General features: G+C 47.0%; 13 protein-coding genes. 10 read left to right on the top strand and 3 right to left on the bottom strand.

From position 1 onward, the window contains the following. Window position 1 precedes the first annotated feature (1 nt). The 10 genes from GKG41_RS20450 (at window position 2) to GKG41_RS20405 (ending at window position 10095) form a co-directional block, all read left to right on the top strand. Entirely contained in the window at window positions 2–733 is a 732-nt protein-coding gene (locus GKG41_RS20450; protein WP_154261689.1) for a thiamine pyrophosphate-dependent enzyme, read from the top strand. Window positions 734–745: 12 nt separating this feature from the next. After that, complete coding sequence (locus GKG41_RS20445; protein WP_154261688.1) at window positions 746–1300, top strand: 2-oxoacid:acceptor oxidoreductase family protein; 555 nt, start codon at window positions 746–748, stop codon at window positions 1298–1300. Window positions 1301–1334: 34 nt separating this feature from the next. Continuing rightward, window positions 1335–2867, top strand: coding sequence for an acetyl-CoA hydrolase/transferase C-terminal domain-containing protein (locus GKG41_RS20440; protein ID WP_154261687.1), 1533 nt, complete (start codon window positions 1335–1337; stop codon window positions 2865–2867). Between the two features lie 523 nt (window positions 2868–3390). Next, window positions 3391–4632, top strand: a complete 1242-nt coding sequence (locus GKG41_RS20435) for an LPXTG cell wall anchor domain-containing protein (protein ID WP_154261686.1) — start codon at window positions 3391–3393, stop codon at window positions 4630–4632. 194 nt (window positions 4633–4826) lie between these two features. Next, entirely contained in the window at window positions 4827–5750 is a 924-nt protein-coding gene (locus GKG41_RS20430; RefSeq protein WP_154261685.1) for an ABC transporter ATP-binding protein, read from the top strand. Further along, window positions 5743–6657, top strand: a complete 915-nt coding sequence (locus tag GKG41_RS20425; protein WP_173015673.1) for an ABC transporter permease — start codon at window positions 5743–5745, stop codon at window positions 6655–6657. Before GKG41_RS20430 ends, GKG41_RS20425 begins: the two co-directional genes overlap by 8 nt. Before the next feature lie 35 nt (window positions 6658–6692). After that, window positions 6693–7130 carry a LytTR family DNA-binding domain-containing protein gene (locus GKG41_RS20420; protein WP_154261683.1) on the top strand — a complete coding sequence of 146 codons (438 nt, stop codon included), beginning with the start codon at window positions 6693–6695 and terminating at the stop codon, window positions 7128–7130. 13 nt (window positions 7131–7143) lie between these two features. Further along, window positions 7144–7587: a DUF3021 family protein gene (locus GKG41_RS20415; RefSeq protein ID WP_154261682.1), complete on the top strand. Its 444-nt coding sequence runs from the start codon at window positions 7144–7146 to the stop codon at window positions 7585–7587. 131 nt (window positions 7588–7718) lie between these two features. Next, window positions 7719–9029, top strand: a complete 1311-nt coding sequence (locus GKG41_RS20410; RefSeq protein ID WP_154261681.1) for an O-acetylhomoserine aminocarboxypropyltransferase/cysteine synthase family protein — start codon at window positions 7719–7721, stop codon at window positions 9027–9029. Between the two features lie 100 nt (window positions 9030–9129). Then, a complete protein-coding gene (locus GKG41_RS20405; protein WP_154261680.1) occupies window positions 9130–10095 on the top strand; it encodes a LysR family transcriptional regulator in 966 nt (321 codons plus the stop codon). Here GKG41_RS20405 and GKG41_RS20400 read toward each other — a convergent pair. The 3 genes from GKG41_RS20400 to GKG41_RS20390 all read right to left on the bottom strand — a co-directional run bounded on the left by GKG41_RS20400 (window position 10092) and on the right by GKG41_RS20390 (window position 12827). Beyond that, window positions 10092–10877 carry a DeoR/GlpR family DNA-binding transcription regulator gene (locus tag GKG41_RS20400; RefSeq protein WP_154261679.1) on the bottom strand — a complete coding sequence of 262 codons (786 nt, stop codon included), beginning with the start codon at window positions 10875–10877 and terminating at the stop codon, window positions 10092–10094. The genes GKG41_RS20405 and GKG41_RS20400 overlap by 4 nt on opposite strands. A 166-nt stretch (window positions 10878–11043) precedes the next feature. Then, window positions 11044–11547 (bottom strand): GNAT family N-acetyltransferase, encoded by a 504-nt coding sequence (locus tag GKG41_RS20395; protein WP_154261678.1) that lies wholly within the window; start codon window positions 11545–11547, stop codon window positions 11044–11046. A 20-nt stretch (window positions 11548–11567) separates the two neighbouring features. Next, window positions 11568–12827 carry a PTS transporter subunit IIC gene (locus GKG41_RS20390; RefSeq protein ID WP_154261677.1) on the bottom strand — a complete coding sequence of 420 codons (1260 nt, stop codon included), beginning with the start codon at window positions 12825–12827 and terminating at the stop codon, window positions 11568–11570. Between the last annotated feature and the right edge of the window lie 2 nt (window positions 12828–12829).

Raw genomic sequence — 12829 nt, 5'->3', positions numbered from 1 at the left:
AATGGAATGTGTATATAAAAGACCGGAATCTCTTACACCCTACCCAATGATGTTCTGCCCGGGCTGCCACCATGCTATTTTAATAAAGCTGGTAGCAGAGGTTCTTGATGAAATGAACCTTAGGGAACGGGCTGTTTTGGCAGCTCCTATTGGATGCGGCGGTATGACGGTGCCTTCCGCCAACTTTGACACTATATTTACTCTCCATGGCCGTGTACCCTCTGCGGGCTCTGCCATTAAGAGGCTAAATCCCGAGAGTCTTATCATCTGCTACCAGGGCGACGGGGATGCAGGGGCAATCGGTACGGCCGAGACGGTACATACAGCCCGCCGGGGGGAGGCTGTGACTGTAATCTTTGTCAATAACAGTGTGTTCGGCATGACCGGCGGGCAGGCAGCGCCTACTACGCCTGTTGGGACATGGACGATTACCTCCAAAAAGGGTAACCGCGAGGTGCCCCTGAAACTTCCGGAGATGCTGGCAACCCTGGATGAGCCGGATTATGTAGCCCGCTGTGCGGTGAATAATCCAAAGCACATTATCCAGTGCAAAAAGGCCATCAAGCACGCGTTCGAGCGGCAGCTGGAAGGCAAGTATTCCTTTATTGAGGTGGTAAGCGCCTGTGTTACCACCATGGGTATAAAGGCGGAGAAATCCCCGGAATTTATTGATAAGGTTATCAAAACAGACTTCCCGCTGGGTGAATTCAAGCGGGATGGAAAACGACTGTAAGGAGGTGCACACATGGAAAAATGCATGTATTTTGCGGGAGTCGGCGGACAGGGGCTCCAGGTACTTGGAAAAACCATTGCCGAAGTTGCAAACGAGAAGGGGTTTTACGTAACCTATTCTCCCAAATATGGAGCTGCAAAACGGGGAGGTCTTACCTCCTGCTTTATCACCGTGAGTGATGAACCTATCGGCAACCCCCGGAAGAAGAAACAGGATATCCTTCTGGTAATGGAACCCAGGGCATATCAGCAGTTCCGCCATGACGTAAAGACCGGAGGAGTCATGGTTGTCAACAGCACGCTTATACCTGAAACAGAAGAGCCGGATGAAGGGGTAAAGATGGTGAATACCCCCTTGCACGGTGTGTGTGCAAAGCTTGGGAATACGAAGGTGATTAGTTCCGTGGCACTGGGTGCTATTGTAGAACTGCTGACGGATATCTTCCCGGATAAAGAAGTGTTCAAGGAATTTATGCTGCGGCAGCTTTCCAATAAGCCGGAGCTTCTGGAACTTAACAAAAAGGCATTCGAGGCCGGAAATGCCGCTATACAGAAAAACTTAGCATAATATGTTAACTTAACCATACGCAAGGAGGACATTTATGAATCTCAGTCGAATCGAAAGCCCTGTATTCCGCGAGAAAGTAATTACTGCGGAGCAGGCGGCAAGCTACATTAAAGACGGTATGACCGTATCTGTTCCGCATTTTATATGCTATGACAGTCCTGTCAGCACGGCGCGTGCCCTGCTGGGACGCCGGAATACCGGTGAGAAAATTGAAGTCAAATTGATCTCTGCCGCTTCCTGTACCCCGGTAATAGACGAGGATTGGACAAATGCGGGTATGATCAAGAGCTTTATGCCTTATACACAGGCACATTCCAGTGTACGGAAAAGTGCCAACACTGCCGAGGGCGGTCTTAACTTTATGGACTATCGTCTCAGCCTCATTCCTGAATATATCAGAAGCGGTTATCTGGGAGATATTGACGTTGCTCTGGTTTCCATTGCGGGAATTACAGAGGACGGAAAGCTGAAACCATCCGTATGTGCGGGATATACGCAGACAGTGCTCAACTGTGCCAAAAAGGTAATTTTGGAGATTAATCTTCAGTCTTCCGAGGGTATGTACCGGCTGCACGATGTCTATGAACCCGACGCTCGCCCAGGGCGCAAGCCGATTCCTATCACCAGGGCTACAGATGTAATTGGTTCCCATTTCTATACCTGTGACCCGGATAAGGTTTTAGGGGTTGTAATTACAGATGAACCCCTGTTCCTCAGTCCTATGTGGTATCCTCTGACTGCTGATGCAGCCCCTCCGGAGGTTAAACAGATTGCGAAAAACTTCGTTAATTTCCTTCAGATAGAGATTGCGGAGGGCAGGATGTCCGAGAAGCTTCCCCCCATTCAGACCGGAGGAGGGATGGTTGCTGGTACGGTTCTGCGTGAAATGGGCAAGCATTTTAAAGGTATGGAAATGTATACGGAGGCAGTTTTGGAGGACGCCATGGATATGGTGCGCGAAGGCAGCATTGACTTTATTTCCACTGCAGGGTTTGGCTGTGCCGGTGATACAACCGACCATATTCTGAAACATCCTGAGGAGTATGAAGGGAAGCTGATGGTACGCCCGGTTGAGATTTCCAATAATCCCGAAGTCATCCGCAGACTTGGTCTTATCACTATGAATAATATCGTAGAAGCGGATATTTACGGAAACATCAACTCCAGCCATGTAAATGGCACCAGTGTCATCAGCGGTATCGGCGGCGCACTTGACTTCGCGCAGAATGCCGGGCTGCCCTGTTATTTCACTCTGTCTACTGCCAAAAAAGGTGCGCTGTCCTGCATCGTGCCTTCCTGCTCACATATAGATATCACAGAACATGAGCCATGTATTATTGTCACAGAATACGGTGTGGCGGACCTCCGCAATAAATCACCCAAGCAGAGAGTGGCGGAGATGGTGCGCATCGCACATCCAGACTACCGCCCAATGCTGCAGGAATATTATGATCGCGCACTGGAATCCTGCGGTCCGGACAAGGCACATACGCCTGTCCTGCTGGAGGAACTTGGAGCCTGGCACATCAGGGCCCGCGACAACGGCAGCATGCTTCAGAAGGATTGACCCCACTGACCGTTTTCGTTTCTTTGGCAGAGCTTAACGTATACCTCCATTTAAGTTTTTGAGTTTCGCAATATAAGCTGGGTGAAAGCGGTCTTTTAGTTTTTCTGCCCCCAACCGCCCTGCCGCACTCCTGGTACAATGCCTATGTACCGGGGACATGAAAGATTGGGGTAATCAGCGGCAGACGGCGGTGCTATTATTGACATGTCTATTCCAAAATTAATCATATAAAGAGTCTTTTATACTGCAACAGTGTAGGGGACTCTTATTCCTAATTGCTGGGGGAGCTATAAACCTGTGGGAACTTATTCATAAATGTGTCAAACTTATTTTAAAACTCAAACTATATAATTACAAAAATAAAAAGATTTGCTAATGACTTATAAATCATGTTGCAATCCCTTTAAATAAGACAAAATTCTGCTTAATTATTAACAAAATGCCAATATATGGTGTTACAATATGCCTATCTCAGGGAGCTATTTCCGGAGAAATAGGATGAATTACTAAAGGAGAAGGGGATATGAGGAGAAAACAATTATTGGCATTGGGATGTGCATTGGCACTGTGTATTTCCGGGTTGGTACCCGGCACCGGTGGAAGGATAGTTAACGCATCCGCAGCCGCAAGTACGGAAAGCAAAGAGGGGGAAACCGGTAAGGAGAAAGTGAATTCAGATACAGCGGCTGAACCGTCGGGTGAGGATAAAAAAGAGCAGCCCGAAGAGGGACAGACGCAGGACAAAAAAGAGGATACAAAAGATACGGATAAAGAGAAGCAGGATACCAATCAATCAGAGAGTTCAGAGACTAAAGGTAGCGATAAAAAAGCAGGCAGTGAAGGTACAGATTCCGAGACAAGAAAAGCAGATGCAAAAAATGAGCAAAAGAGTTCCTCTGAAGAAGAGATTATAGAGGAAAGTACAGCGGACAGCGATGCAGTAACCTTATTTAAACAGGTAAATGGCGATGGTAAAGAGAAAACGGAGACCAAGGAAGACTATTTGGATGTGAGCCTGGGGCATGATAAATTAGAACTTGAGATAAATAAAGAGTTTGAACTGACTCTCAAGGTTTCAGGAGGGAAACCACCCTATAAAATTGATGGCTATTATGGGCCTGACTGGCTGAAAGTCGATGGTATTACGCTGTCTGGCAAACCAACGAAGGCCGGGGTATATCTTTTTTCCTATACGGTCAGCGATGCCAACGGGAAAATTTCCTGGGGATTAGATGCCCAGATCGTTGTCGGGGGAGGGGACACAAGCATGCCTAAAGTAAAACTTGTTACCCAAGAGAATGATACCGCTGTGGTATTGGGTGAGGATTTCAGATTTCCTATTGAAATTTCAGGAGGAACTGCGCCATATACTATAAAACTGCGGGGAGCTCCGGAGTGGGTAAAATTGGAGAATGGGGCGTTAGTCGGAAAGGCCACGGAGCTTTCGGAGGGGTATGGTTTTGGAATCAGTGTGGTAGATGCCAACGGCACAGAGAGTGAGATGCTGCCTTGTGCCATCAAGGTTGTCAAAGAAAAGCAAGACCGGGATAAGGACAAAGAAAAAGACAAAAAGGATGAAAAAACCATTGAAGCATCTAAGGATAAAAAGGAAAGTACCAAAGATAATAAAGAATCCTCCAACACCACTAATGCAGTAAAAACTGGGGATACAGCTCCCATTGCTATCCTGGTTGTTGTTCTTATTGCCGCGGGGATCGGCATTGTGATATTTACGAAGAAGAAGAAAAAGGATAACGATCAATAGGCAAATCGAAAGGCAGAGCCGCCGGCTCTGTCTTTTTGTTGGCAGTACTGGGGGTGGTAAACCTATCCATGCGTGATACCTGGCGGATATTGCAGGTTATCTCTTCGTATTTACATCTTAGCAGTCTCTCTATTGCAAAAGCAGAGGAAAGAAAATATAGTACAGAAAAGGCAAACAAGAAGGGAGCCCGCGGGATGAAAGAAATGATGAAAGTAGAACACCTGAAAAAATATTTTAAGGAGGCAAAGGCAGTGGATGATATCAGCTTTGCCGTAGAAAAGGGAGAGCTGTTCGGTTTCCTGGGGGTGAATGGGGCCGGGAAATCTACCACGATCCGTATGCTCTGTACCCTGTCTGCCCCTACGGAGGGTCGGGTGACTGTGGAGGGACTGGAACTTGGGAGGGACAATGAAGAGATCAAACGCCGCATTGGTGTTGTATATCAGAATAATTGCCTGGACGCTCTTCTTACAGTCAAAGAAAACCTATGGATACGGGGCGCTTTGTACGAGAAGGACAAAAGAAAACTGCGCAAAAGCCTGGACACTGTCTGCGAGGCTCTGGAATTGGGTGATGTGCTGAAGCAGCCCTTTGGAAAGCTCTCCGGGGGACAGCAGCGCCGGTGCGAGCTTGCCCGGGCGCTTCTCCATACCCCTGATATTTTGTTTCTGGATGAACCGACCACCGGCCTGGATCCATCCGCAAGAAAAAGTGTCTGGAGCATCATTCACAGTCTGCAGAAGGAGATGAACATGACAGTTTTCTTAACCACTCATTATATGGAGGAGGCGGCAAAAGCAGATCACATTGCAATAATAGATCGGGGACATCTGATACAGTATGGCACACCTTTTTTTCTGAAGAAAAAGTTCGCAAAAGACAAGCTGCGGCTGTTCCCCAGGGAAGATGCCGTACAAAAAATTCTGGAGGAGCTGGATAAACTGCAGATCCGGTATCGGCAGAAGGAGGGGCTGATCACGGTCCCTCTTGACTCTACGATGTCTGCCCTTCCTATTGTAGAGAAGTATCAGGGAATGCTTTTGGGGTTTGAAGTAGTGCAGGGAACCATGGATGATGTTTTTTTACAGGCAGCAGGGGAGGAGACAGTCTATGCGTAAATATCTGAGTCTTACAAAGAGAAATTGTCTGGTATTTTTGAGGGACAGGTCAGCGGTATTCTTCTCACTGTTATCAATGATGATTGTTTTAATGCTCACGGGTGTGTTTCTGGGGAATATGAATGTGGAGAATATAACAGAACTCCTTGCCCAATATGGAGCAGCCCGAAACTCTGCCCTGGACAGGGAGAATGCCCTCCATCTGGTTCAGTACTGGACGCTTGCCGGAATTATGATAGTAAATGCGGTTACAGTCACTTTAACGGCAGTGGGAGTTATGGTTCACGATGCGTCGGAAAACCGCCTGGACAGCTTTTACACCGCTCCGGCAGGAAGAAATATGCTGGCTCTGTCATACGTGACATCTGCAGCAGTCATCGGCACATTCTTCTGTCTGCTGACGCTGGGGGCAGCACTTGCCTATATTCGGATAACCGGGGGCTCCCTTCTGTCTTGCGGCACACTGGGTCAGATTATGGTGTATATTTTCTTAAATGTCTGTATCTATGCGGTAATCATGTTCCTGGCAGCTCTGTTTGTTAAGAGCACCAGTGCCTGGTCAGGGATTGCTACCATTGCAGGCACACTGGTGGGATTCCTGGGGGCAGTCTATATTCCCATGGGTTCTTTGCCGGAAGGAGTGACCAGGATTCTCCGGTATACACCTGTCCTTCACGGGGCATCGCTGATGCGGGGAGTCTTTTGCAGGGAGGCATTGAGCACAGCCTTTGCAGGGATACCCACTGCTGTAACGGAACAATATAAAGAAAATATGGGTATCACCATAAAAATGCCGGGAGGAGAGGCCGCCGTAAGTTTCCAGATCCTGTTTCTGTGCATTTGTGGTATAGTAGCATTAGCCGCAGCGGCGCGGCTGATAAGGCGGAGAAAAAGCAGTGACAGGTGACTCTGTGCAGCATCTGGATGGAAAGGAACTGCAGAATGAAAATTACAATCCTAGATACCGGTCCCGGGGAAGAGGAAGAAATTATACTGAAATGTCACAGAATAGATGACAGTCTTATGAACCTTTTGAATCATTTTAAGCAGGGGGATACCAAGCTGAATGTCTACCGTGACGGTGAGATTTACCGGATAGCACCTGGAGAGATTTATTATTTTGAGTCTGTAGACCAGAAGGTATTCGCATACTGCAGGACTCAGGTTTATGAGACAAAGAGTAAGCTGTATGAGCTGGAGAGAGAACTGCCTCAGCATGATTTTCTGCGGGCAACTAAATCCTCGATCTTGAACCTGAACAAGATAAAAAGCCTGACACCGGCATTCGGCGGGCGTTTTGAAGCGGTGCTGAACAATGGGGAAAAGGTGATTATATCCAGGCAGTATGTGGGGAGCTTAAAAGAGAAGCTGGGCTTATAGGAGGACAGACAGAATGAGTCATATAATAAAACGAATACAGAACATGCTGGCTATGTTTTTTCGGATTACCACAGGAATTGTGTTAGTAACTGCTGTTTATATTGGTGTCTTCTGGGGATCCGGCAGCGAGATAGAAGTAAATATTCTGTGGCAGATTCTTATAGTATCGGCCCTCTGTACACTGGGGAGCCTTTTGATTCCCTGCGAGGCAGAGAAGGAGGTATCCAAGAGAAGTATGTTTGTGCGGATGATTCTTTATTTTATCTATGTGAATGCGGTTGTTCTGGGCTGCGGTCTGTGGTTCGCATGGTTTTTCCCTTCCAGCCCCCGTATGCTGGCTGGCATGGAGGTATGCATCATTGCGGTATTTGCTGCTGTGACAGCGGTAAGTTATTTTTCCGCTTACAGGATGGCAGAGCAGATGAACCAGAAACTGCGGGAGAGAAAGGGAGAATAATACGGAGTTTGCTATAGGGTTAACCTATAGCAAAACATAGAGTATATGTATTAACACTTTTCCTATTAATATTGTATGATATATCCATCGAGAGAAAACAAAGAGAAAGTTTCCAGATGGAGGTATATGATATGAGTAAAAAAACTAGAGCAGACAGATCGTTCAAATTTGAGACCTTACAGCTTCACGTAGGCCAGGAACAGGCGGATCCGGCGACGGATGCCAGGGCGGTGCCCATTTATCAGACGTCGTCCTTTGTGTTCAGGAACAGTGAGCATGCGGCGGCAAGATTCGGTCTTTCCGATGCGGGCAATATTTATGGTAGATTAACAAACCCGACAGAGGAAGTATTCGGAAAAAGAATTGCGGCTCTGGAGGGAGGCACAGCGGCTTTGGCGGTGGCGTCGGGAGCAGCGGCAATTGCCTATGCAATAGAGAATATTGCCCAGGCAGGGGATCATGTGGTGGCTGCAAAAAATATTTACGGGGGAACCTATAATTTTCTTGCCCATACCATTAAGCAGTACGGTGTTTCCACCACCTTTGTGGATATTTTCAACGACACCGAGGTGGAGGCGGCCATTCAGGACAATACAAAACTGGTATTTATTGAAACTTTAGGCAACCCCAATTCCGATGTAGTTGATATAGAAAGAATCGCTGAAATTGCCCACGCTCACAGAATTCCTCTTATTGCAGACAATACATTTGCCACTCCGTATCTGGTGCGGCCTATTGCGTACGGGGCAGATATTGTAGTACACTCAGCCACGAAATTTATCGGAGGACACGGCACCACCATCGGGGGTGTCATTGTCGACAGCGGAAAGTTTGACTGGGAGGCTTCCGGAAAGTTCCCTTCTCTGGTGGAACCGAATCCGAGTTATCACGGAATCAGCTTCACAAAAGCAGTGGGAGCGGCTGCCTATGTAACGAAGATCCGGGCAATTCTTCTTCGGGATACCGGCGCGACACTTTCTCCCTTCCACGCCTTCCTTTTCCTCCAGGGTCTGGAAACCTTATCCCTGCGGGTGGAGCGCCATGTGGAAAATGCACTGAAGGTAGTAGACTATCTGAGCCAACATCCCCAGGTAGAGGCGGTGCACCACCCTTCGGTGACAGAAGATCCAAAACAGAAGAAATTATATGCAAAATACTTCCCAAACGGGGGCGGGTCCATTTTCACCTTTGAGATTAAAGGGGATGATACAAGGGCAAAGGAATTTATCGACCAGCTGGAATTGTTCTCCCTCCTGGCAAATGTGGCGGATGTGAAATCATTGGTGATTCATCCGGCTTCTACCACACATTCCCAGATGTCGGCAGAAGAGCTTGAGAAATCCGGGATTAAGCCCAACACCATACGGCTTTCTATAGGGACGGAGAATATAGATGATATTTTGGAAGATCTGGAGGAAGCTTTCCGGGCGATTGGGGAATAAGTGGTTCTGACAGGAAAAGACTGTACGCCGCTTAGGAATGATGGTAAAGTATTGCTGTAACCAATAGAAAAGGGAAGAAATCTCTTTTGGGAGGCACATTATGACTTTACAGCAGTTAAAATATATTATAGCTGTGGCGGACGCAGGTTCTCTGAATAAGGCGGCAAATGCGCTCTTTATCTCTCAGCCCAGTCTGTCTGCGGCAGTAAAGGAATTAGAAGAGGAAATCGGAATCACACTTTTTCACAGAAGCAACCGGGGAATTGTAGTAACCGCAGAGGGAAATGAATTCCTTGGCTATGCCAGGCAGATGATGGAACAATACCGCCTTATAGATGAACGCTTTATAGAGAAAAAGCAGGGGAAAAAGAAATTTTCAGTCTCCATGCAGCACTACTCATTTGCCGTCAAGGCTTTTGTGGAACTTGTAAGGCAGTTTGGGATGGACGAATATGAATTTGCGGTCCATGAGACAAAAACTTATGAAGTTATAGAAAATGTCCGGAATTTTTACAGCGAGATAGGAGTTATCTACCAAAATCCCTTTAACGAAAAGGTCCTGAATAAAATGCTGCGTGAGAGGGAGCTGGAATTTGTCCCTCTCTTTGACTGCCGGGTGTATGTATATCTCTGGAAGGGCAATCCTCTGGCAGCCAAAGAAAAGATTTCCATGAAAGATCTGGAGGACTATCCCTGCCTGGCTTTTGAACAGGGAGAAAACAATTCCTTTTATCTGGCAGAGGAGGTTCTGAGTACTTACGAGTACAAGCGCCTGATAAAGGCAGATGACAGGGCAACGTTTCTGAATCTGATGATGGAGCTGAATGCGTATACGCTCTGTTCCGGAATTATCTGTGCGGAGCTGAATGGAGGGGATTATACGGCAGTGCCCCTGGACAGAGAGGAGACTATGACCATTGGGTACATAAAGCGAAAGGGGATTCCTTTGAGCAGGATGGGGAGGCTGTATGTTGAGGAGCTGGGGAAGTATGGAATCCCCCTCCCGCCGCAGGATTTTACGCATCCGGTTATGGGAAGGGGAAGCGGTTTTAGTGCTGGGGGTTAGACTAGTTTGTAGTTAATATGGTTTTGGCTGAAAAGGTCTGTCATGGTTTTGCTGCATTCTTTATCTGTGATGAGGCGGTAGATGTCTTTTGCGCTGCAGACGGAGAGAATGGTGGTTTTATTCATTTTGGAGCTGTCTGCTAACAGGATGGATTTATCGCAGGATTTTAGTATCTGGCGTCGCAGCATGACTTCTTCGTCAAAATAGTCTGTCACCTCAAGCTTTGCGTTCAGCCCGGCACAGCTGATGAAGGCTTTGTCCGCATGAAAATCCTTTAACAGTTCAATGGTGTGGTGGCCGTAGCTCATATAATCATCCTTGCGTATCCAGCCTCCCAGAAAGAAGACTTTTTCAAAATTACTGTCTTTTAGTATCTCTACCACGCGGAAGGACATGGTGATAATAGTCAGTGTCTGTAAAAGTTCGGGCCGGCCGGTAAGAACTTTTGCCAGTTCCTGCATGGTGGTGCCGCTTTCTATTATGACAGAAGCGCCCGGCCTTATCATGCTGCAGGCAGCTTCCGCGATGGCCTTTTTTTTCTCCAAATTCTCTGCATATCTTATATCATATGATTTTTCACTGCCCGTACTCACCTTTGGGGCTACCCCGCCGTGGATTCTTATAATCAAATCCTGTTCATCCAGGTACTCGATATCTTTCCGGACTGTCTCAGCAGAAACGGAGAAGAACTCCGCCAGTTCGTTTATGGTTGTCACAGGCGAACGCTGGATCACATCTAACATTTTTTCTCTTCTCACATCAATTTTATTACTAGACTGCATGACTTCTCCTTATATTCCAGTACGTTAAAAATATCCGGGTATACCCCTAAAATAGACACAGGGGCGCTTTTTACTGTATGCCCTTGGCAGGCATGGGACATTTTCCGTATGATAAAGTATATCATAGAAAGCGGCCTGCAACAATGTCAAACATGCATGAATACAGCTATATATCGGTTTCCTCCCGGACTGCCAGGAAGTCATTGGAGGGGCCGGTTGTTTTGCGGAACAGAAGCTCGTCACTCCCGGCAGCCACATAATCCCGAAAGGTTCCTATATGTTCATAGCCATGCCGTTTATAAAAACGTACGGCGCCCTCGTTAAAAGAAGCCGCAAAAACAAAGACATTGGGATGTCTTTTAAAGATAAGAGTTTCCGCAAAGGATAAGATCTTGCTTCCTATCCCCAGTCCCTGAAATTGGGGATCAACGCAGAAGGAGCGGATAAATCCTTTCAGGTTGCCGTGCATTTCTAAAAGGATGCAGCCGGCAATCTCATCCCCCCAGTAAGCGACATATAGTTCGCCGGAGGAGTCCCGTACCTTTCCCATCGTATAGTCGTAGGTCCGGCCGAGGCTGACCCATGGTTCATTCTGACTTAAAAGAGCCGCGCTTTTAGCAAATTCCTGATCCGTAGCAGCCATACGGATATACATCCGTTTGTTACACATTTTTATACCTTCTTTCTTTGTTATATAAATAATACAGCTATCTTGTAAAAAACATAGGAGATCCACTGGGAGCCAATGGAAAGACAGGTAACCATACTGGCGCCTTCCGGAAATTCAAAGCCTACACTTTGCCCCAACGAGGTCATAACAGGAGCATAATCCGAAGAAATCAACAGGATAACGGCCATAAACAGGGTCCCGATGAGCCAGCCCCGGAATACATTCCCGTTGCAGGGAACAACGGCCCATACAATAAAGAAAGCGAGTCCGCTTAATTCAGCCAGGGGGAGGGTTACATTTCCGGGGATAATAACTGCTAAAAGGAGAGTGGTAGGGATGAGCAGCAGCGAGGTGGCAATGATGGATGGATGTCCCACTACCACGGCAGCGTCCAGACCAATATACAAAGACCTTCCTTTAAACCGTTTCTGCATGAACTGGGAAGCCGCCGCGGATATGGGCATCAGTCCTTCCATGAGAACTCCAATCATTTTGGGAAGCAGATACATGGCGGCACTGGTTACCATAGCTGTATTCATAACTGTAGAGGCATCTGTCCGGGCGATAATAGCCAGAAGTGCGCCTATAATGAGGCCGAGAACACAGGGTTCCCCCAGCACCCCAAGTTTTTTCTGGGTTTTTTCAGGGGTCCAGTCAATTTTATTAAGAACTGGTATCTTATCTATCAGTTTATTCAGAGGGATACCAATCAGTGCCCATCCGGTGGACTCAATGTGAGGAATAGAGATACCAGGTATACCAAAAAATTTTTCCACATAGGGCTGCGAATAATCGGCGATTTTAAAGATGACAGCCATGGAGATGCAGGCGGTAACCACGGCGAGGATCATATTGCCGCTGATCAGATACAGGGCTCCTCCGATAAACAGAGGCTGCCAGTAGTTCCAGATATCTACATCCAGGGTCTTAGTAAAGCCTGCGATAATCAAAAGTATGTTCATCACAAATACGGACACCAAAATCACAGGAACCACAGCTCCGCTTGACCAGGCAATGCTGGCAGCTATGGGCCAGCCAACATCTACAGCCGTCAGTTTGAAACCATAAACATCAACTAATTGGTTGATAACTACCATAAGGTTATCCGCAAGGAGTGAGATTACGAGGTTAATTCCGATAAAGCCTATTCCTACCGTGATTCCCGCTTTAAATGCTTTCCCCGGTTTAAGACCAAAGATAAGTCCCAAAATAAGAATGATGACAGGCATGAAGACTGAGGAACCGGCGTCCATTATAAAATTAATGACTTGAATAAACATAT

Origin of the sequence: Lactonifactor sp. BIOML-A5, from assembly GCF_009677585.1 — a bacterium.
Taxonomy (GTDB): Bacteria; Bacillota; Clostridia; order Lachnospirales; family Lachnospiraceae; genus Lactonifactor.
Note: the sequence above shows the minus strand (reverse complement) of the source record. Positions and strands in the feature narration are given on the sequence as shown.

Excerpts from the sequence above, each read along its gene's own strand:
- GKG41_RS20390 (WP_154261677.1), bottom strand. The coding sequence starts at position 12,827 with ATGTTTATTCAAGTCATTAATTTTATAATGGACGCCGGTTCCTCAGTC.
- GKG41_RS20445 (WP_154261688.1), top strand. The coding sequence starts at position 746 with ATGGAAAAATGCATGTATTTTGCGGGAGTCGGCGGACAGGGGCTCCAG.
- GKG41_RS20440 (WP_154261687.1), top strand. The coding sequence starts at position 1,335 with ATGAATCTCAGTCGAATCGAAAGCCCTGTATTCCGCGAGAAAGTAATT.
- GKG41_RS20450 (WP_154261689.1), top strand. The coding sequence starts at position 2 with ATGGAATGTGTATATAAAAGACCGGAATCTCTTACACCCTACCCAATG.
- GKG41_RS20420 (WP_154261683.1), top strand. The coding sequence starts at position 6,693 with ATGAAAATTACAATCCTAGATACCGGTCCCGGGGAAGAGGAAGAAATT.
- GKG41_RS20415 (WP_154261682.1), top strand. The coding sequence starts at position 7,144 with ATGAGTCATATAATAAAACGAATACAGAACATGCTGGCTATGTTTTTT.
- GKG41_RS20410 (WP_154261681.1), top strand. The coding sequence starts at position 7,719 with ATGAGTAAAAAAACTAGAGCAGACAGATCGTTCAAATTTGAGACCTTA.
- GKG41_RS20405 (WP_154261680.1), top strand. The coding sequence starts at position 9,130 with ATGACTTTACAGCAGTTAAAATATATTATAGCTGTGGCGGACGCAGGT.
- GKG41_RS20395 (WP_154261678.1), bottom strand. The coding sequence starts at position 11,547 with ATGTGTAACAAACGGATGTATATCCGTATGGCTGCTACGGATCAGGAA.
- GKG41_RS20425 (WP_173015673.1), top strand. The coding sequence starts at position 5,743 with ATGCGTAAATATCTGAGTCTTACAAAGAGAAATTGTCTGGTATTTTTG.
- GKG41_RS20435 (WP_154261686.1), top strand. The coding sequence starts at position 3,391 with ATGAGGAGAAAACAATTATTGGCATTGGGATGTGCATTGGCACTGTGT.
- GKG41_RS20400 (WP_154261679.1), bottom strand. The coding sequence starts at position 10,877 with ATGCAGTCTAGTAATAAAATTGATGTGAGAAGAGAAAAAATGTTAGAT.
- GKG41_RS20430 (WP_154261685.1), top strand. The coding sequence starts at position 4,827 with ATGAAAGAAATGATGAAAGTAGAACACCTGAAAAAATATTTTAAGGAG.